The organism is Lichenibacterium dinghuense (assembly GCF_021730615.1).
GTDB lineage: Bacteria > Pseudomonadota > Alphaproteobacteria > Rhizobiales > Beijerinckiaceae > Lichenihabitans > Lichenihabitans dinghuensis.
Genome location: NZ_JAJLMN010000001.1, coordinates 5,114,275 through 5,134,034, shown reverse-complemented (window position 1 = coordinate 5,134,034; position 19,760 = coordinate 5,114,275). Strand labels below are relative to the sequence as shown.

Annotated in this window: 16 protein-coding genes; 9 read left to right on the top strand and 7 right to left on the bottom strand. The window is 73.6% G+C overall.

Annotated features, from left to right (window positions below):
• The first annotated feature begins 120 nt into the window (after positions 1–120).
• Entirely contained in the window at positions 121–423 is a 303-nt protein-coding gene (locus L7N97_RS24640; RefSeq protein WP_237480903.1) for a hypothetical protein, read from the top strand.
• A gap of 95 nt (positions 424–518) precedes the next feature.
• Here the strand turns inward: L7N97_RS24640 and L7N97_RS24635 are convergent, their stop codons facing one another.
• Positions 519–2,093: an OpgD/OpgG family glucan biosynthesis protein gene (locus tag L7N97_RS24635; RefSeq protein ID WP_237480902.1), complete on the bottom strand. Its 1,575-nt coding sequence runs from the start codon at positions 2,091–2,093 to the stop codon at positions 519–521.
• Positions 2,094–2,278: 185 nt separating this feature from the next.
• Here L7N97_RS24635 and uvrC point away from each other — a divergent pair, with 185 nt between their 5' ends.
• Positions 2,279–4,480, top strand: coding sequence for an excinuclease ABC subunit UvrC (gene uvrC / locus L7N97_RS24630; RefSeq protein WP_237480899.1), 2,202 nt, complete (start codon positions 2,279–2,281; stop codon positions 4,478–4,480).
• A 334-nt stretch (positions 4,481–4,814) separates the two neighbouring features.
• Here the strand turns inward: uvrC and L7N97_RS24625 are convergent, their stop codons facing one another.
• Together L7N97_RS24625 and L7N97_RS24620 are read right to left on the bottom strand one after the other, a co-directional pair.
• Positions 4,815–5,327 (bottom strand): flavin reductase family protein, encoded by a 513-nt coding sequence (locus L7N97_RS24625; RefSeq protein WP_237480898.1) that lies wholly within the window; start codon positions 5,325–5,327, stop codon positions 4,815–4,817.
• Between the two features lie 101 nt (positions 5,328–5,428).
• Positions 5,429–7,780, bottom strand: coding sequence for a transglycosylase domain-containing protein (locus L7N97_RS24620; protein WP_237480897.1), 2,352 nt, complete (start codon positions 7,778–7,780; stop codon positions 5,429–5,431).
• A 219-nt stretch (positions 7,781–7,999) separates the two neighbouring features.
• Here L7N97_RS24620 and purD point away from each other — a divergent pair, with 219 nt between their 5' ends.
• A complete protein-coding gene (gene purD / locus L7N97_RS24615; RefSeq protein ID WP_237482383.1) occupies positions 8,000–9,265 on the top strand; it encodes a phosphoribosylamine--glycine ligase in 1,266 nt (421 codons plus the stop codon).
• A gap of 89 nt (positions 9,266–9,354) precedes the next feature.
• The gene (locus L7N97_RS24610; protein ID WP_237480895.1) at positions 9,355–10,881 is read left to right on the top strand and encodes an alkaline phosphatase family protein; all 1,527 of its coding nucleotides are present in this window, start codon (positions 9,355–9,357) and stop codon (positions 10,879–10,881) included.
• Positions 10,882–10,900: 19 nt separating this feature from the next.
• Here the strand turns inward: L7N97_RS24610 and L7N97_RS24605 are convergent, their stop codons facing one another.
• From L7N97_RS24605 to L7N97_RS24590, 4 genes are all read right to left on the bottom strand, one after another.
• The gene (locus tag L7N97_RS24605) at positions 10,901–12,115 is read right to left on the bottom strand and encodes a lytic murein transglycosylase (protein WP_237480893.1); all 1,215 of its coding nucleotides are present in this window, start codon (positions 12,113–12,115) and stop codon (positions 10,901–10,903) included.
• 89 nt (positions 12,116–12,204) lie between these two features.
• Positions 12,205–12,465: a hypothetical protein gene (locus tag L7N97_RS24600; protein ID WP_237480892.1), complete on the bottom strand. Its 261-nt coding sequence runs from the start codon at positions 12,463–12,465 to the stop codon at positions 12,205–12,207.
• Positions 12,466–12,575: 110 nt separating this feature from the next.
• The gene (leuD, locus tag L7N97_RS24595; RefSeq protein ID WP_237480890.1) at positions 12,576–13,181 is read right to left on the bottom strand and encodes a 3-isopropylmalate dehydratase small subunit; all 606 of its coding nucleotides are present in this window, start codon (positions 13,179–13,181) and stop codon (positions 12,576–12,578) included.
• 130 nt (positions 13,182–13,311) lie between these two features.
• Positions 13,312–15,198: a peptidoglycan L,D-endopeptidase MepK gene (locus tag L7N97_RS24590; RefSeq protein ID WP_237480888.1), complete on the bottom strand. Its 1,887-nt coding sequence runs from the start codon at positions 15,196–15,198 to the stop codon at positions 13,312–13,314.
• 309 nt (positions 15,199–15,507) lie between these two features.
• Here L7N97_RS24590 and L7N97_RS24585 point away from each other — a divergent pair, with 309 nt between their 5' ends.
• The 5 genes from L7N97_RS24585 to hpnE all read left to right on the top strand — a co-directional run bounded on the left by L7N97_RS24585 (position 15,508) and on the right by hpnE (position 19,758).
• Positions 15,508–16,440: an acyltransferase domain-containing protein gene (locus L7N97_RS24585; RefSeq protein ID WP_237480886.1), complete on the top strand. Its 933-nt coding sequence runs from the start codon at positions 15,508–15,510 to the stop codon at positions 16,438–16,440.
• Between the two features lie 56 nt (positions 16,441–16,496).
• Positions 16,497–16,685: a hypothetical protein gene (locus L7N97_RS24580; RefSeq protein ID WP_237480884.1), complete on the top strand. Its 189-nt coding sequence runs from the start codon at positions 16,497–16,499 to the stop codon at positions 16,683–16,685.
• A 99-nt stretch (positions 16,686–16,784) separates the two neighbouring features.
• Complete coding sequence (gene hpnC / locus L7N97_RS24575; protein WP_237480882.1) at positions 16,785–17,669, top strand: squalene synthase HpnC; 885 nt, start codon at positions 16,785–16,787, stop codon at positions 17,667–17,669.
• Positions 17,666–18,508 (top strand): presqualene diphosphate synthase HpnD, encoded by an 843-nt coding sequence (gene hpnD / locus L7N97_RS24570; RefSeq protein WP_309242844.1) that lies wholly within the window; start codon positions 17,666–17,668, stop codon positions 18,506–18,508. Before hpnC ends, hpnD begins: the two co-directional genes overlap by 4 nt.
• A complete protein-coding gene (gene hpnE / locus L7N97_RS24565) occupies positions 18,508–19,758 on the top strand; it encodes a hydroxysqualene dehydroxylase HpnE (protein WP_237480881.1) in 1,251 nt (416 codons plus the stop codon). Before hpnD ends, hpnE begins: the two co-directional genes overlap by 1 nt.
• The last annotated feature ends 2 nt before the right edge of the window (positions 19,759–19,760 follow it).

Genomic DNA, 19,760 nt, shown 5'->3' with positions numbered 1-19,760 from the left:
AGCCGATCCACAGGCGCGTGAACCGAAGATGAGGGGATGAGATTGCGCTCTTTCACCCCGAGGCGCTTATGCCCTCCCGGTCCCGCCGCGTTTCGCGGCGCTGGAACCGGAGACGACATCATGCGGAAGATCACGCTCACGGCCGGCGCGGCCCTCGGCCTCTTCACCCTGCCCCTGCTCGCCATGGCGCAGGACGCCCCCGCGGCCCCGGACGCCGGTGCAGCCCCGGCCGCGGCCGCCCCCGCGGGCGACGCCGGTGCGGCCAAGCCCGCCCCGAAGAAGGCCCATCACGCCGGCAAGAAGCACATGGCCAAGAAGCATCACGCGGCCAAGAAGCACAGCGCCAAGGCGAAGACCGACGCGGCCGCCCCGGCGGCCGGCGGCGACGCCGGCGCGGCCCCGGCAGAGGCGCCCCAGCAGTGAGGGGCTGCGGCGCCCGCGGGCGCGCCTGAACACGGCCAGGGACGGGCGCCTGCGGGCGCCCGTCTCGCGTGAGCGATTCCGTACTCGGCCGGTGCTCAGGCCGGCGCCTTCCAGGGGAAGGTCCAGGTCTCGGTCAGCGCCCGGTTGCCGGACTTGAGGAAGGCCCTGAGATCGGTGCTCTGGCCCGCCGGCAGCTCGACGTCGATGGCGGCGCGGAAGCCGTTGATGTGCGGGTTCGGCACGAGGAAGGAGCGGGTGATGCGGCCGTTGGTGGAGGTGGGCACCACCTGCACCAGCGACGGATCGGTCGCGAAATACGCGAGGTCGCCGCCCGTGAAGTCGATGATGAAGCGGCGCGAGCCGGGCGACGCCACCTCGTTCGAGCCCAGCGCGCGGGCCTGCGTCTGGTAGGTCTTGATGACCCGCCCGCCCGGCGACAGGCGGCCGAGGCTGAGGCTCGCGGTGATCGTGTAGGCGAGCGAGATCGGCTTGCCGACCTCGACCGCGGCGTCGGGCACCCAGGAGGCCACGATGTTGTCGTTGGTCTCGTCGCCGGTCGGCAGCTCGACGAGCTCGACGCGCCCCTCGCCCCAGTCGCCCTTGGACTCGATCCAGTAGGACGGCCGCAGCTCGTAGCCGAGGTCGAGGTCCTGGTAGTCCTCGAAGACGCGGTCGCGCTGCAGCAGGCCGAAGCCCTGCAGCTTCTTGTCGAGGAAGGCCGAAACCTCGGGCTCCATCGGGTTGCGCAGCGGGCGCCAGATCCACTCGCCCGTGCCGGAATGGAGGAGCAGCCCGTCCGAGTCGTGCAGCTCGGGGCGGAAGTCGTCGGAGAAGCGGCGGTCGTTCTGGCTGGTGAAGAACATGGAGGTCAGCGGCGCCAGGCCGAGCTTGAAGCCGGCCCGCCGCGGGAACAGCGTCGCCGACACCTCCATCACGGTCTCGAGGCCGGGGTAGAGGTCGAACCGGTAGGCGCCGGTGACGGAGGCGCCGTCGAGCAGCCCGTAGATGGTCACCCGCTCGGCGAGCGGCCCGGGCGTCTCGACCCAGAACTCGCGGAAGAACGGGAACTCCTCGCCGGGCGAGCCCGCCCCGACCGCGAGGCCGCGCGCCGACAGGCCGTAGCGCTGCTTGCGGCCGAGGAAGCGGAAGTAGGAGGCGCCGAGGAAGGCCGCGACCTCGTCCAGCACCTCGGGCCGGTTCAGGGGATAGAGCAGGCGGAAGCCCGCGAAGCCGAGGTTCAGCGGCAGCGGCTTCTCGATCTTGTTGCGCCCGTAGTCGAACAGCGTCGCCGCGTAGGGCACCGGCGTGGCGATGCCGTCGCGCACCACGTTGACCGTCACGGGCCGGGGATAGATGTGCCCGAGGTGGAACATCTCCATGCGGAACGGCCCGCCCTCGGTGCCGAGCAGGGCCTTGTCGCGGCGGAAGCGGATGTCGCGCCACGAATCGAAGTCGAGCTTGGCGAGCGCGTCGGGCAGGGGCGGCGGGTTGGCCTCGAAGGGCGCGGTGCCGATCTCGCGGGCGCGCTTCAGCACGTCCTCGAAGCCGAAATGCGCCTGGGGATCGCCGGGCACCTGGGTCGGGGTCTGCGCCATCAGCGGGCTCGCCGCGGCCTCGGCCAGTGCGGCCGCGAGGCCGGCCACGATCGCCCGACGGTCCAACGATACCATGCCCTGCTCCGGCTGCGGCGCGCCGGGGCGGCGCGCGGGTTCGGGGGCCCCGCGGGCGGGACCGGCCCTCCGGCCGCCGTCCTGCCGCGCAGCACCACCGTGGCCGAGGTAGCGTCAGCGCTGCCGTGGGGCAAGCGGCGCGCCGAGCCTTCCCGTCGCCGCCTTCCGGGCCTAGATCGGGGCTCATGAGCCCGAGCCGCCTCCGATCCCTCGACGCCCCCGTCGACGAGCCCTTCGACGACGAGGAGGACGCGGTCGGCGAGCGGGACTCCGGCATCGACCTCGGCCTCGCCGACGACGAGGCCGCACCCGCCTCCGTGAGGCAGGGGGCGGCCGTGATCCGCCACCATTGGGCGACGCTGCCGTTCGGCCCCGGCGTGTATCGCATGCTCGGCACCGACGGGGAGGTGCTCTACGTCGGCAAGGCGAAGAGCCTCAAGAAGCGCGTGGCCTCCTATACCCGCGCCTCGGGCCATTCGCGCCGCATCGCCCAGATGATCTCGCTGACGGCCTCCATGGTCTTCGTGTCGACCGCGACCGAGACCGAGGCGTTGCTGCTCGAAGCCAACTACATCAAGCAGATGAAGCCGCGCTTCAACGTGGTGATGCGGGACGACAAGTCGTTCCCCTACATCCTCGTCACGGCCGACGCCAAGGCGCCGCAGATCACCAAGCACCGCGGCGCCCGCAACCGCAAGGGCGACTATTTCGGGCCCTTCGCCAGCGTGTGGGCGGTGAACCGCACCCTCAACGCGCTGCAGCGGGCCTTCCTGCTGCGGTCCTGCTCGGACAGCTACTACGACAACCGCACCCGGCCCTGCCTGCTCTACCAGATCAAGCGCTGCTCGGGCCCCTGCACGGGCGAGGTCAGCGCCGAGGGCTACCGCGAGCTCGTCGCCGAGGCGCGCGACTTCCTCGCGGGCAAGAGCCGCGCCGTGAAGGACCGGCTCGCCGCCGAGATGATGGGCGCGGCCGAGACCATGGAGTTCGAGCGCGCGGCGCGGCTGCGCGACCGCATCGCCGCGCTCTCGGCCGTGCAGGGTCAGCAGGGCATCAACCCGCGGAGCGTCGAGGAGGCGGACGTCTTCGCGGTGGTGGACGAGGCCGGCCAGTTCGCCGTCGAGGTGTTCTTCTTCCGCACCTACCAGAACTGGGGCAACCGCACCTATTATCCCCGTGCCGACCGCACCCTCAGCTCCGGCGAGGTGCTCGACAGCTTCCTCGTCCAGTTCTACGCCGACAAGCCGCCGCCGCGACTCGTGCTGCTGAGCCACGAGGTCGAGAACCGGGCGCTGCTGGCGCAAGCCCTCAGTGAACGCGCTTCCTTCGCGGTCGAGGTCGCGGTGCCGCAGCGGGGCGAGAAGCGCGACCTCGTCGAGGGCGCGGCCGCCAACGGCAAGCAGGCCCTGGCCCGCAAGCTGGCCGAGACGGCCAGCCAGGAGAAGCTGCTCGCGGGCCTCGGCGTCGCCTTCGGCATGGACCGCACGCCGCGCCGCGTCGAGGTCTACGACAACTCGCACATCATGGGCACCAACGCGGTCGGCGCCATGATCGTCGCGGGCCCCTCGGGCTTCATGAAGAGCCAGTACCGCACCTTCAACATGAAGGACGTCACGCCCGGCGACGACTTCGGCATGATGCGCCAGATGCTGCGGCGACGGTTCGCGCGGCTGCTGCGCGAGTCGCGCGGCGCCTCGGCCGACGACGCCCTGATGGCGGCGGCGCTCGACGACGAGGCGCCCTCGCCCGAGGCGGTCGACGACGCCGTGGCGGAGGGCGCGGGCGAGGTGGGAGCCGCCGACGTGCCGGCCGAGGCGGAGGGCGTGCTGGCGGCATCGGACGCGGAGGACCCGTCGGTGCTGGTCGACGAGGCGCCATCGCTCGACTTCGACGACGGCTCGCCCTGGCCGGACCTGCTGCTGATCGACGGCGGCAAGGGCCAGCTCGCGGCGGTGCGCGAGATCATGGCGGAGCTCGGTGTGCCGGTGCTGTTCGGCCCCGGCGCGGTCCCGAACGGCCTCGCCGTGGTGGGCATCGCCAAGGGGCCCGACCGCGACGCGGGCCGCGAAACCTTCTTCGCGGCCGGGCGCGAGCCCTTCAAGCTGCACGAGCGGGACCCGGCGCTCTACTTCGTGCAGCGCCTGCGCGACGAGGCCCATCGCTTCGCGATCGGCACCCACCGCGCCAAGCGCAAGAAGGACATCACGCGCTCGCCGCTCGACGAGGTGGCGGGCATCGGCCCCGCCCGCAAGCGCGCCCTGCTCCACGCCTTCGGCACCGCGAAGGCGATCGCGCGGGCGAGCCTGTCGGACCTGGAGAAGGTGCCCGGCGTCAACGCCGCCACGGCCAAGCGCGTCTACGACTTCTTCAACGAGGGCGGCAAGTGAGACCGGATGTGACGTGAGTCAGTAGACCCTTCCGATCACCGGAGGCTCACAAGGACGTCGTTGCCACTTTCGATCGGCGACATGCTTCCGATATATGCAGACGAGGGTCGCAGCGGCCGTCCGCAAGCACTCCTCCTGAGTCTCGCTGATCTCGATAAGGCCCTTGTAGACCCTACGCATGGGTGTTCCGGCGCGGAAATGTCGCCATGGACGACGGTGAAGCCTCACGAGCAGAGTCGGATCGCTGGCCGAAGCCGTTCTTCGCCGAGCTGAACCACGCGGCGCGGCGAACCGTCGATGAGTTACAGTCCGGCACGAGGCTCGAGCGCGAGGGTCACCCTCCCAAAGGGCTAGACGCCGCCAGCCCGCCGTCCTGGTAGAGCAGGGGCGCCACCGCGTCCGACAGGTGGACCGACGTCACCTCGCCGATCAGGATCGAGTGGGAGCCATAGGTCACGGTCTGCCGCACCTCGCAGAACAGGCTCGCCTGGGCGTCGTCGAGGTAGGGCATGCCGCCGTCGCGGTCGCTCCAGGCGCCGTGGCCGAAGCGCGCCTCGCCCTCGCTGGCGCCGCCGAAGGGGCCGACCAGGGGCGCGTGGCTCGTGCCCAGCACGTTGATGCAGTAGCGGCCCGTCTCGACGATGATGTCGTGGATGCTCGCCGAGCGGTTGACGCAGATCAGCAGGGTCGGGGGCGCCGTCGTCACCGAGGTCACGGCGGTCGCGGCCATGCCGAAGCGCCGCCCCTCGCGCCCGGCCGTCACGATGGTCACCGTGGCGGCGAGGCGCCGCATCGCCAGCTTGAAGCCCGCGGTGAGGTCGGAATGCGAGACGGTTTCGGGCGACATGGCGGTTTCCGGCGCGGCGCCGGGGCGGTCCGGCGCGGGCGAGTCGATGCCGGGACGTCTAGCACAGAGCTGGATCGAGGGCGAAATGGCGGGCCGGCGGTTCAACCGCCGAACAGCTTGTCGAGCAGCCCGCGGTCCCGGCGCGACACGGCATCGCGGCGGGTGGGGGCCTCGTCCGGCACGGAGGCGGGCGGCACGGCGGAGGCCGGCATGGGCTCGTCGCTGTAGCGCGGGTCGTCCGCGCCGGCCGGGGCCGCCGCGGAAGCGATCGTGCCCGTCGTGTCCTGGCCGGGGCCGCCGCGCGGCGCGGGCGGAGGGTTGCCGCTCAACAGCGCCTTGGTGCGGTCGAGGAGCGAGGCCAGGGGCGAGCCGTCGTCGGCCGGCGCCGCGGGCGGGTGCCACGTGCCCGGCAGCGGCGCCGGCGCCTGGCCCTTCAGCGCCGCCTTCATGAAGCGGCTCCAGGCGTCGACCGGCAGGTTGCCGCCCGACGCCTTGCGGGTCGGCGTGCCGTCGTCGTTGCCGAACCACACGCCGGTGACGAGCTTGGCCGTGTAGCCGACGAACCACGCGTCGCGCCACTCCTGGCTCGTGCCGGTCTTGCCGGCCGCCTGCCAGCCCGGCAGCTCCGCCTTGCGGGCCGTGCCGGTCAGCAGCGTTTCCTGCATCATGGCGTTCATCATGCCGACGTAGACGGGGTCGACGGCGCGGCCGAGCGCCGTGTTGCGGCGCTGGTAGAGCACCTTGCCGGCCGCGGTCCGCACCCGGGTGATGATGTGGGGCTGCACCGCGATGCCGCCGTTCGCGAAGGGCGCGTAGGCGGCCGTCAGCTCCAGCGGCGACACCTCCGAGGTGCCGAGCGCGATGGAAGCGTTGGGCTGGAGCTCGGACGCGATGCCCATGCGGTGCGCCGTCGCGACCACGGTCTTGGGCCCGACCTCGACGCCGAGCCGCACCGCCACGGTGTTCAGCGACAGCGACAGCGCCTTGGTGAGCGTCACGGGCCCGAAATATTCGCGGGAATAGTTCTCCGGGTGCCAGCCCTTGATGGTGATCGGCCCGTCCTCGCGCACCGTGTCGGGCGTGAGGCCGGCCTCCAGCGCCGACAGGTAGACGAAGGGCTTGAACGACGAGCCCGGCTGCCGCTTCGCCGCCACGGCGCGGTCGAACTGGCTGTCCGCATAGTCGCGGCCGCCGATCAGCGCCTTGATGGCGCCGTCGGGAGCGACCGACACGAGCGCGCCCTGGCTGACGCCGTATTTCGCACCGCCCTTGTTCAGCGTGTCGACCAGCGCCCGCTCGCCGGCCGCCTCCATCGCGGGGCTGATCGTGGTGGTCACGACGATGTCCTCGTCGACGGCCCCCACCGTGTCGTCGAGCATCTCCATCACGTAGTCGGCCGCGTAGTTCACGTCGCCGTTGCCGCGCTCCTTCACGGCATGGGCCGGGTGGGCCAGCGCGTCGGCCGCGGCGGCGGGGGTGATGTAGCCCTCGTCGCGCATCGCCGCGACCACCTGGGCGGCGCGGTCCACGGCGCCTCCCGGGTTGCGGTTCGGCGCCAGCTTGGTCGGCGCCTTCATCAGGCCCGCCAGCATCGCCGCCTCCGCCACGGACACCTTGGCGGCGGGGTGGCCGAAGTAATGCAGCGCCGCCGCTTCCACCCCGTAGGAGCCGGAGCCGAAGTAGACGCGGTTGAGGTAAAGCTCGAGGATCTGGTCCTTGGTGTATTTGTGCTCAAGCCAGACCGCGAGGATGGCCTCCTGGATCTTGCGCGACAGCGTGCGCTCCTGGGTCAGGAACACGTTCTTGGCGAGCTGCTGCGTCAGCGTCGAGCCGCCCTGCACGCCGCCGCGGTGCAGCGCGTTGGCCAGAACCGCGCGGGCGATGCCGGCGGGGTCGACGCCCCAGTGCTTGTAGAAGCGCCGGTCCTCGATCGCCACGAAGGCGCGCGGCAGGTAGGGCGGCAGGTCGCCGAGGCGGATGGCGGCGCCGCCGGTGTCGCCGCGGTTGGCGAGCGGCGTGCCGTCGTCGCCCTGGATGGCGATGTTGGGCGGCCGCTTCGGCACGGCGATCTGGTCGATCGGCGGCAGGCGGCTCGCCTGATAGGCCACGACGCCGGCGGCGCCCACCGCGGCCCAGATGCCGAGCACGAAGCACCAGGACACGAGCCGGCCGAGGAGGCTCCGCCGCCGGCGGCCGCCGCGGAAGGACCCGCCCCCGCCCGACCCCCCGCCCCGGCCGCCGCGGCGCTCGTCGCCGATGTCGACCTCGCCGCGGCGCGGGCGGCGCTCCGCCTCGCGCGGGCCGAAGGATGGCTCACGGCGCTCGTCGCGCGCGGCGCGGGCCGGGCGGCGGCCGGGCCGGTCCTCCGGGTGGGCGCGGAGGTCGCCGTCGCGCCCGTCGTCGAGGCGGGGTTCGCGGCGCCGCACCTGTCCGCCGTCCCGACCCCTCGCCATCGTCCGCCTTCACACCCCTCGCGACCGCCGATCCTGTCGAGGCTAACGGCGGCGGATTAAGGGCCGGTGAAACCGGAAGCGGTGCACAACCTTCGGCGCGGGGCGACCCGCCGCGCCTCGCACGCCGCGGAAAAACGGCGGCCTTTTGAAATCGCCTCGGATCCGTGCCAAACGGGGCCGACCTCCAGCCCTGCCATCGAGATCCCATTGGCCGACACGATCGACGTCCTCATCCTCGGCGCGGGCGGCCGCGAACACGCGCTGGCCGCGGCCCTGGCGCCGAGTCCGCGCCTCGGCCGGCTGTTCGTCGCGCCCGGGAACCCCGGCACGGCCGCGCTCGGCACGGGCGTCGCGCTCGACCCCTGCGACCCCGCCGCCGTGACGGGCTTCGCCCGGCGCGAAGGGATCGACCTCGTCGTGGTGGGGCCCGAGGCGCCGCTCGTCGCCGGCGTGGCCGACGCGCTGGAGGCGGCCGGCGTGCCGGTCTTCGGCCCGTCGCGCGCCGCCGCGGCGCTCGAAGGCTCGAAGGGCTTCACCAAGGACCTCGCGCGCGACTTCGGCATCCCCACGGCGGGCTACGGGCGCTTCGATTCGGCCGAGGCCGCGAAGGCCCAACTCGCCGGCGTCCCCTACCCCACCGTCATCAAGGCGGACGGGCTCGCGGCCGGCAAGGGCGTGGTGATCGCGGCCGACCGGGGCGAGGCGGAGCGCACGGTGGACTTCATGTTCGGCGGCGGCTTCGGCGCCGCCGGCGCCTCCGTGGTGGTCGAGGACTTCATGGAAGGCGAGGAGCTGTCCTTCTTCGCCCTGTGCGACGGGGAGCGCGCCCTGCCGTTCTCGTCCGCGCAGGACCACAAGCGCGTCGGCGAGGGCGACACCGGCCCCAACACCGGCGGCATGGGGGCGATCTCGCCGGCGCCCGTGCTCGACGCGCCCCTCCAGGCCCGCATCATGGCCGAGATCGTCGAGCCGACGCTGCGCGGCATGCGCGAACGCGGCGCGCCTTTCCGCGGCGTGCTCTTCGCCGGGCTCATGCTGACCGCGGACGGGCCGAAACTGATCGAGTTCAACGTCCGCTTCGGCGACCCCGAGACGCAGGCCATGCTGGCCCGGCTCGACGAGGACCTGCTGCCGCTGCTGGAGGCCGTGGCCCGCGGCACCCTGCCCGAGCGCCCCGTCCGCCTCCGGCCGGAGGTGGCGGTCTCGGTCGTCATGGCGGCGCGCGGCTATCCCGACGCGCCCTTGAAGGGCACGGAGATTCGCGGCCTCGCCGCCGCCTCGGCCCTGCCCGGCGTGACCCTGCTGCACGCCGGCACCCGCGGCGAGGGCGGCCGCGTGCTCGCCGACGGCGGCCGGGTGCTGACGATCGTCGGCCGCGGCGCCGACGTCGCCGAGGCCCGCGCGCGCGCCTATGCGGGCGTCGAGGCGGTGGACTGGCCGGAAGGCTTCTGCCGCCGCGACATCGGCCTCCGCGCGCCGCGCTGAGCACCGGGGTCGCTCGGCGCCGTCATCCGACGGTCATGCGGGGCGGCTAGCCCCGGTCCGCCCCGACGGAGCGGAAGGACCTGATCCCCATGACGAAACTCGGCCGCAGAGCCGCGGGCGCCCTCGCGCTCGCCCTTCTCGGCGGCGCGGCCCTGCCCGCGGCGGCCGCGCCCTACGCCCACGTGCTGCTGATCTCGATCGACGGCCTGCACGCGCTGGACCTCGCCAACTACGCCGCCTCTCACCCGGAGGGCACCCTGGCGCGCCTCGCGAAGGGCGGCGCCGTCTACCGGCAGGCCATGGTGCCGCTGATCTCCGACTCGTTCCCGGGCTTCGCGGCCCAGGTGACGGGTGGCGGGCCGGCCACCACCGGCATCTACTACGACGACAGCTACGACCGCGCGCTGTTCCCGCCAAGCTCCGGCTGCAAGGGCGAGCCCGGCACCGAGGTGCCCTTCGCCTCCGAGATCGACGTCGACAGCAAGCGCGCCGACGCCGGCGGCGCGGTCGGGCGGCCGATGACGCAGATCGACGCCGCGAAGCTGCCGCTGCGGAAGAGCAGCGACGCCTGCACCCCCGTCTACCCGCACGACTACCTGCGCGTGAACACGGCCTTCGAGGTCGTGCACGGCCACGGCGGCCGCACCGCATGGTCCGACAAGCATCCCGCCTACGAATGGCTGGCCGGCCTCTCCGGCCGGGGGCTCGACGAGCTCTACGCCCTGGAGCAGGACGCGCTGATCCCCGGCACGAAGGTCAAGACCACGGGCTCCTTCGCGGCGGAGCGCGATTTCGACCGGCAGCGCGTGACCGCGCTCCTCAACATGATGCGCGGCCTCGACGGGACGGGGGCGGCCAAGGTCGGCGTCCCGGCCCTCTTCGGCATGAACTTCCAGGCCGTCAGCGTCGGCCAGAAGCTGCCCAAGGCCGGGCCGGGCGACCCGCCGGACGCCAGGGGCGGCTACTCCGACGCCGCGGGCCGGCCCAACGACGGCCTCGCGGCGCAGTTCGATTCCGTCGACGCCGCGCTCGGGGAACTCCTCGCCGGTCTCAAGGAGAACGGGCTCGACGGCTCCACGCTGGTGATCGTCTCGGCCAAGCACGGCCAGTCCCCGATCGACCCGGCCGCCTTCCGGCCGACCGAGGACAAGCCGCTCGACGCCGTGCCGGGCCACGCCTTCCACGACGCCGACGACGGCGCCCTGATCTGGCTCAAGCCCGCCGAGCGCGACGCGAAGCTGCCCGAGGCCGAGGCCTTCCTGGAGCAGCACCGCGCGGCGCTCGGGATCGGCGCGATCCTGCCGCCCGCCGCCGTGGCGTCGCTCTTCGCCGACCCGGCGACGGACAGCCGCGCCCCGGACTTCGTGCTCGCCACCGATCCCGGCGTGGTCTTCACCTCGGGCAAGAAGATCGCCGAGCACGGCGGCATGAGCCTCGACGACCGCAACGTCGCGCTCCTGGTGTACGGCCCGGGGATCAAGCCGGCCGTGGTCGACGCCGCGGTCGCGACCGCGCAGATCGCCCCGACGATCCTCAAGGCGCTCGGCTACGCGCCCGACGAGCTTCAGGCCGTGAAGGCCGAGGGCACGCAGCCCCTGCCCGGCCTGCCGTTCTGAGCGGCGGAGGGACCGGCGCTCAGCGCCCGTCCTGCAGCGCCTTCAGCACGCTGGCGCTGGCGCGTCCGTCCGGCTTCAGTCCGAGCGACTGCTGGTAGGACGCGATGGCGGCGCGGGTCTTGGTGCCCATGACGCCGTCGCGGTTGCCGACCTCGAAGCCCTTGCCGGCGAGGCGCTCCTGGAGCTCGCGACGGTCGACGCGGGCGAGGCCCGGATCGTCGGTCGGCCACGGCGTCGCGATCGGGCCGGCGCCGCGCAGCCGGTCGGACAGGTGGCCGATGGCCAGCGCGTAGACCTCCGCGGCGTTGTAGGCGAAGACGGCCTCGAAGTTGGTCGTCACCAGGAAGGCCGGGCCGTCGCGGCCGGCCGGCAGCAGCAGGCCGCCGGCGCCCGAGCCGAGCGGCGAGCCGTCGACCCGTCGCAGCCCCCGCGAGGTCCAATAGGCCATGGGGTGGCGGTTCTTGCGCCCGCTCGGGCCGCTGTAGCCTTGGGGCAGCTTCACCTCGAACCCCCAGGGCTGCCCCGCGGTCCAGCCCGACTTCTCGAGGTAGAAGGCGGTCGAGCCCAGCGCGTCCGGCACCGAGTCGACGATGTCAGGGTGGCCGTTCCCGTCGACGTCGACGGCGTTCTTGAGGAACGTCGACGGCATGAACTGCGTGTGGCCGAAGGCGCCCGCCCAGGAGCCGACGAAATGGTCCGGCTTGACGTCGCCGCGCTGCAGGATCGACAGGGCGGAGAACAGCTCGCCCTGGTAGTAGGCCGGCTTCCGGCCGTAGCAGCTCAGCGTGGCGAGGGACTGGACGACCGGCCGGTAGCCGAAGTTCTTGCCGTAGTCGGACTCGACGCCCCAGAGCGCGACGAGCACGTAGCGGCTGACGCCGAAGCGCGCCTCGATCCGCTTCAAGGCGTCGGCGTATCGTGCCAGCATGGCGCGGCCGTCGTCGACGCGCTCCTGGTCGACGAGGCCCGCCATGTAGTCCCACACCGGGGTGGTGAACTCGGGCTGCTCGTCCTGGAAGTGCAGGACGTCGTTGGGCTGGAGGTCGGCGGTCGCGGCGTCGAAGGTCGCGGGCGCCACCCCGCGGGCCAGCGCGCCGGCCCTGAGCCCGGCCAGGCAGGCCTGGAAGCCGGCCTGCTCGGCGGCGCCCGCGCACGGCCCGGCGGCCGCGAAGGCCGCGGCGGCGAGGGCCGCGGCGGCGAGGGCCGCGGGGAACGCGCGGGGGATGGCTCTCATGCGGACGCTCCGTCGCCCGCCCGCGGCGGGACGCGCGACGTTAACCTATGCCGTTCCCGCCGCAAGGTCCCAGACGACGGCGACCCGGTTCAGCGCTTCCCAGCGCCCGCCTCGTCCTTCACTTCGTCCTCGTCCTCCTCGTCTTCGCCGTCCTCGTCCTCGTCGTCCTCGATCTCGTCGGCCGAGTCGTCCTCGGACAGCAGTTCGTCGAGCGTGTCGGCGATGATGTCGACCTGGTCGCGGGTGGCGCTGAGCTCCAGCACATGGCCGGCCTCGTCCTCGATGTGGAGGTTGAAGTCCTCGCCCGCCTCGGTGACGGTGAACTTGGACAGCTTCTTGATCGCGGCCATGGAAGGGTGTTCCCGTGTGAAAATGCAGGGTCCAACGTCCCGGCGCCGCCGGGGTTCACCCGGCGGCGCGCAGGACGCTGGAAAAGCTCGGGTCGGGCGCGGCGGGCCGCTCAGGTCCAGGGGCGGGCGCCGGAGACGGCCGCCTCGTAGCGCTCGATCTCGGCGGTCTTGGCCATGGTGAGGCCGACGTCGTCGAGGCCCTCGAGCAGGCAGTGCTTGCGGAAGGCGTCGATCTCGAAGTGGATCGCGCCGCCGTCCGGCCCGCGGATCTCCTGCGCTACGAGGTCCACCGACACGCGGGCGTTGGCGCCGCGTTCGGCGTCGTCGAACAGCATCTCGAGCTGCTCGGGCGTGACCACGATCGGCAGGATGCCGTTCTTGAAGCAGTTGTTGTAGAAGATGTCGGCGAAGCTGGTCGAGATCACGCAGCGGATGCCGAAGTCGAGCAGGGCCCAGGGCGCGTGCTCGCGCGACGAGCCGCAGCCGAAATTGTCGCCCGCGACCAGGATGGTGGCGTCCCGGTAGGCCGGCTGGTTCAGCACGAAGGCGGGGTCGTCCGAGCCGTCGTCGTTGTAGCGCATCTCCGCGAACAGGCCGCGCCCGAGGCCCGTCCGCTTGATCGTCTTCAGATACTGGGACGGGATGATCTTGTCGGTGTCGACGTTGGCGATCCTGAGCGGGGCGGCGACGCCGCTCAGGTGATCGAACTTCTGCATGGGCGAGCGCTCCCTCGGCGTCGGGCGCCCTCGCCCGAGGCGAGCCGGCACCGGATCATGACAGGCGCCGGCCGGGTCGGGAGACGCGGCCGGCGGACGCCCGATCCAATGCGACGTCGGCCGGCGCGGGTCAATCGTCGGCGGCCGCGGCGGCGGGACGCTTGCGGGAGGCGGCGGTGCTGACGCGCTCCTGTGGCGAGGTCGCCGAGCCCGAGAAGCTGCCCGTCGACAGATCCGTCGCCCGCGCGCCGAAGCCGCGGCGGGGCGCGCCGCCGTCGCTCGCCAGCGAGGCCGCGGTGGCCTGGGCGGCGGGGCGGAGCGCCGCCACGGACGAACCGACGCCGGCGCGCGCCGGCAGGTGGTCCGCCGGCGTGGCGCCGGTCAGGCTGCGGAAGTTGGAGCGGTCCAGCCGGGCCGCGACGAGCGGGGGCCGCGCGACGGGCAGCGGGACGGCGGACGCGGGCGTCGCGAAGGCCAGGACGTGCGGCGCGGCGGCCGCCTGTCCGACGCCCTGCGTGATCGCGGCCGGCAGGCCGGTGCGGGCGGAGGGCGGCACGGCCGCGGCGACGGCCTGACGCGCGCCCGGCGTCGGGGCATGATCGCTGCGCGAAGCGGCCGCGTCGGCGGAGCGCGCGGGGAGCGCCGGAGCGGCGGCGGCGAGCTCCGTCGGGCGGCGCGGCGGCAGCGGCGCGGCCCGGTCGCCCGCCGCCTGCTGCACCGCAGGAGCCGTTCTGGCCGCGGGCGCGACGACGGCTGGCGCGACGGGGGCGAGCTGCGGAGCCGGTTGAGCCTGGGCGGCGGCCGCGGCGCGCTCTTCGGCGGCCCGACGCTGGGCCTCGACGGCCTGCTTCTGAGCCTCGGCGGCGGCCTGCTTTTGGGCCTCGGCGGCGGCCTGGGCCTGGCGCTGCATCTCGGCGGCGAGCTTGGCCTGCGCGTCGGCGTCGGCGGTCTGGGTCGGCGGCAGCGACGCCACCTGCGCGCGGCCCCGCGCCGTCCTGGCCTGCGTCGGTGCGGGCTCCGCCTGGGGGGCGGGCTCGGCCGGCTTCGAGCTGAACAGCGAGAAGATGGACCCGCCGCCGCCGCCGAGCTCCGGCCGGTCGCCGTTGTGGCGGTCGGCCGAAGAGTCGGCGACGCTGCCGACCGGCGCGTTGTCGGCCGAGGCGAGCCGCGTCCCGCCCCGGCGGGGGGCCGGCGCCGCGTCCCGCGGCACGCCGCCCTGGCGGTTGGCCTCGCCGTCGCCGTCGTCGTCCCCGCCGCCGAACAGCCAGGCGAAGAAGCCCTTCGACTTCACCTCGCCGGCGGTCGGGTAGTCGAAGCTGTCACCCCGCGCGGCGAGTTCGGCGCGGGCCATCTCGTAGCCCGGCAGGGGCTGGCCGTTCGACGGGATGTGCACGGTCTTCCCGTCCGGGAACAGGCGCGACAGCTGGTCGTAGCTCATGCGCGGCCAGTGGCGCACGCCGCCGACGTCCATGTGCACGAAGGGCGTGCCGGCCGTGGGATAGAAGCCGACGCCGCCGCGCTGCAGCCGCATGGCCAGCTCGCGGATCCTGGACATCGGCACGTCCATGTAGTGCTGGTCCATCGCCTTGCCGAGGATGTGCTGCGAGTGCTCGGCGACGCCGCGCGTGGCGTGGCGCAGCATGGAATTCGTTTCGGGCGAGCGGTAGGCCGACATCACCTCGATGGGCTGCTGGGAGCCCGACTCGCGGTACACCTCCCAGATCGTGTCGAAGAGCTTCGGGTCCATGTGGGTTGGCTCGTCCCGGCGCCAGTCGCGCAGGAACCAGTTCAGCTTCTCCAGCACCACGGGGTCGTAGCGCCCGTCCACCATGTAGGTGGCGTCGATCGATTCCTTGGTGTGGGCGTGGTGCAGGTGGATCGTGCGCGCTTCGCCGTTGGCGGCGGCGTTCTCGGTGGACACGGGGGCGAGCAGGATGACGGCGCCGGCAGCGGCGGCGAGGACGGTCGGCAGGAGCGTCGACGCCCTGGACCGGAAACTATCGCGCCATGCTGTCAATGCGGGACTCGCTTGTTCGGCAGCGCGCCACCGGGATGGCACACGCAAGGACCGGACCGATCTCTTCGTCGGACGACGTTAACACATCGTTAGACGCCGCCTTCCGTCCCGACAAGGGAGGGCCGGACACACCCGCCTGTCCCAGCGCGGCCACGGTCCAGCGAAAACGTGGGCGGAATGCGGCGGCCCGCGGATGTCCCTCGCCGCGAGGCGGGGAAGCGCGGCGGACCCCGTGCCGCGCGCGGGCCGTTGGGGGAGGCCGTGCTCGCCGGTCTGGCGATCGATCGCGAGACGACGTTCGGAGGTGCTGTGACGCTCGCCCTCATCTGTTCCGGCCAGGGGCCGCAGCACGCCGGCATGTTCGCCGTCACGGGCGAGGCCGCGGCGGCATCGTCCCTGTTCGACCGTGCGGGCGCCCTGCTCGGCGGACGCGACCCGCGCGCCCTGGTGCGCGGCGACGCACCCGACATCCACGCCAACCGCACCGGCCAGGTGCTCTGCACGTTGCAGGCCGTGGCGGCACTGGCGGCGCTGCCCGAACTCGCGCGCGGCCGCCGCATCGTCCTCGGCTACAGCGTCGGCGAAGTCGGCGCCTGGGCGGCGGCGGGCCTGATCGCGCCGGAGGCGGCGCTGGACCTCGCCGTCGAGCGGGCCCGCGCCATGGACGCCGCCAGCGATCCCGGCGACGGCCTGCTCTTCGTGCGCGGCCTGCCGCGCGCCGCCGTCGACGCGCTGTGCCGCGAGCACGGCGGCGCGGTCGCGATCGTCAACCCCGGCGACGCCGTCGTGCTCGGCGGCTCGGCCGCGGCGCTCGACGCGCTCGCGGCCGGGGCCGAGGCGGCCGGCGCGGGCCGCGTCCGGCGCGTCGGCGTCGCGGTGGCGTCGCACACGCCGAAGCTGGCGCCCGCCGCATCGGCCTTCCGCGCTGCGCTCGACGGCTTCGCGGCCGCCCCGCCGGTGCCGGCCGGGGTGCGGCTGCTCGCCGGGATCGACGCCGCGCCGGTGATCGACGTCGCCGACGGCCGCGACCGGCTGGCCCGGCAGATCTCGACCACGATCCGCTGGGCAGACTGCCTCGCGGCGGCCGTCGAGGCCGGGGCGACCGCCGTCCTGGAACTCGGGCCGGGCCGGGCCCTCGCCGAGATGGCGGGGAGCGCCCATTCCGAGGTCCCGGCCCGCAGCCTCGACGACTTCAGGTCGGTCTCGGGCGTGCGCGACTGGCTGTCGCGCGTCGGCGTTTGACATACGCGTTATACGCCCCTAACCGCCGTGCCGACGTTTCTCGCTCCAGGCTCGCCATGCCCCGGCCCCAGCTCTACCCGGTGAAGAAGGTCATCGGCTTCGACGAAGCGATGCTGAAGGCCGTCGACGAGTGGCGCCGGACCCGCACGCCGATCCCGACGGTGTCGGACGCGATCCGGCAGATCCTGGCCAAGCACCTGCGGCAGAAGGGTTATATGCCGAAGCGCGGCGCCGCCGCCGAATGAGGGCCGGCCGGGCCGGGGGCTCGGCCCGCGGCTTTCCACGCCCCTTCTTTTCACCTAAGAGTCGGACGGAACACCGGGCGGGCGGGACCAGACAGCAGCATGACCACAGCCAGCGACGTCGCGTCGGGCAAGACCCACACGGACGAGAACTTCCCCGTGGCGTCCCACCTCATCGCGGCGCGGCACCGGCCGGCCGTGATGGCCTTCTACAACTTCGTCCGCGCCGCCGATGACGTGGCCGACCACGCCACCCTCACGCAGGCCGAGAAGCTCGACCACCTCGACCGGCTGGAACAGTCGCTGCTCGGCCGCCGCGACGACGAGCCCGTGGCGCGCCCGCTGCGCGCCGTGCTGGCCGAGCGGCGGCTCACGCCGCGCCACGCGCAGGACCTCATCGCGGCCTTCCGGCTCGACGTCGCGAAGAACCGCACGGCCGACTGGGCCGACCTCATCCACTATTGCAGCCTGTCCGCCATGCCGGTGGGCCGCTACGTGCTCGACGTGCACGGCGAGAGCGACTCCACCTGGGCCGCGTCGGACGCCGTCTGCGCCGCCCTGCAGATCATCAACCACCTGCAGGACTGCGGGAAGGACTTCCGGGACCTCGACCGGGTCTACATCCCCGACGACGCGCTCGCGGCGGCCGGCCTCACGGTCGAGGCGCTGCGGGCCGACAAGGCCTCGCCGGCGCTCCGCGGGCTGATCCGCGACCTCGCCGTCCGCACCATGGGCCTGCTCGACGACGGCGGCGTCCTGCCCCGGCAGGTGGCGGACTTCCGCATGAGCCTGGAATGCGCCGTCATCATCGCGCTGGCGCGCCACCTCACCACCACGCTGATGAGCCACGATCCCCTGAGCGAGCGCGTGCACCACAACAAGTTCGAATATCTGCGCATCGGCGGCGCCGGCGCGGCCCGCACGGCGCTGGGCCGCCTGCTGCGCCGCCCCGCGGCGCCGGCCGCCGCACGGGTGGGCCGGGCGTGAGCGCGGCGTCCCAGGCCGGCGTCGGCGTGGCGCAGGCCGCGCAGGCGGCCGGCTCGTCCTTCTACGCCGGCATGCGCATCCTGCCCAAGCCGCAGCGCGAAGCCATGTACGCCGTCTACGCCTTCTGCCGGGCCGTCGACGACGTGGCCGACGAGGGCGGCACCCGCGAGGAACGCTCGGCCGGCCTGCAGCGCTGGCGCGACGGCATCGACGCCCTCTATGCCGGCCGCCCCACCCCCGACACCGCCCCCCTCGCCGAGGCGGTGCGCCGCTACGGCCTGCGCCGCGAGGACTTCGTGGCCGTGATCGACGGCATGGCGATGGACGCCGCGGAGGACATCCGCGCGCCGGACGAGGCCAAGCTCGATCTCTACTGCGACCGCGTCGCCTCCGCGGTCGGCCGCCTGTCGGTGATGATCTTCGGCGTGTCCGAGCGCAACGGCCCCGGCCTCGCGCACCACCTCGGGCGCGCCCTGCAGAAGACCAACATCCTGCGCGACATCGACGAGGACGCCGCCATGGGGCGCCTCTATCTGCCGCGCGAGAAGCTCGAAGCGGCCGGCATCCACTCGACCGACCCGACGGTCGTGGCGGCGGACCCCGCCCTGCCCCGCGTCTGCGCGCCCATCGTCCAGGAAGCGCGGCGCCACTTCGCCGAAGCGCAGGCCATCATGGCGCGCGAGCCCCGCCGCACCACGCGGGCGCCGCGGCTGATGGGCGCCGTCTACGGCGCGGTGCTCGAAGCGACGGCGAAGCGGGGCTTCTCGGCGCCCCGCCAACGCGTGAGGAAACCCAAGCTGAAGCTCCTCATCTCGTTCGTCCGGCACGGCCTGTTCTGATGGGCGGCACGATCCACGTCGTCGGCGCGGGCCTCGCGGGCCTCGCCGCCGCCCTGAAGCTCGACCCCGCGCGCCGCCGCATCGTGCTGCACGAGGCGTCGCGCCACGCCGGCGGGCGCTGCCGCTCCTACCACGATCCCGCGCTCGGCACGGTGATCGACAACGGCAACCACCTCGTGCTGTCGGGCAACACGGCGGTCGCCGACTATGTCGCGGCCGTGGGCGCCTCCGACAAGCTGAAGCCGACGCGCGACGCGGCCTTCGACTTCGCCGACCTCGCCACCGGCGCGCGCTGGCAGGTGATCCCCAACGCCGGCCGCCTGCCGTGGTGGATCTTCGTGGCGCGGCGCCGCGTGCCGGGCACGGGCTGGCGCGACTACCTCGGGCTCGGCAAGCTGCTGCGTGCCGGCCCGCGCGACCGGATCCAGGACGTGATGCGCTGCGAGGGCCCGCTGTGGGACCGGCTGTGGCACCCGCTGCTCGTGGCGGCGCTGAACACCGACCCGAAGACGTCCTCGGCGGCTCTGGCCGGCGCCGTGGTGCGCGAGTCGCTCGCCAAGGGCGGCGACGCCTGCCGGCCGCTGGTCGCGACCGAGGGCCTCGCCGAGGCTTTCGTCGACCCCGCGCTCGACACGCTGCGCCGGCGCGGCGTCGAGATCCGGTTCGACCACCGCCTGCGCGGCCTCACCACCGACGGGGGCCGCGTTTCATCGCTCGACTTCGCGGAGGACGACGGCCCGACCGCGCTCGCGCCGGGCGACGGCGTGATCCTGGCCGTGACGGCGCCCGTGGCCGCGACGCTGGTGCCCGGCCTGTCGGTGCCGACGGACTTCCGCTCCATCGTCAACGCGCACTTCCTCGCGGACCCGCCGCCCGGCCATCCGCTGATGATCGGGCTGGTCAACAGCGCGTCCGAGTGGGTGTTTTCCTTCGCGGGCCGCCTGTCGGTGACGATCTCGGACGCGGACCGCTACCTCGACACGCCCAAGGAGGAGCTGGCCGCCAAGCTGTGGCGCGAGGTGGCGGCCGTGACGGGCCACGACCCGGACGTGCTGCCGCGCCACCGCATCATCCGCGAGAAGCGCGCGACCTTCGCGGCCTCGCCCGAGCAGGACGCGCTGCGCCCCGGCCCCGAGACGGCCTGGCGCAACCTGCTGCTCGCCGGCGACTGGACGCAGACCGGCCTGCCTTCGACCATCGAGGGCGCGATCCGCTCGGGCAACCGGGCCGCGATGCTGGCGTCGCGATAGCG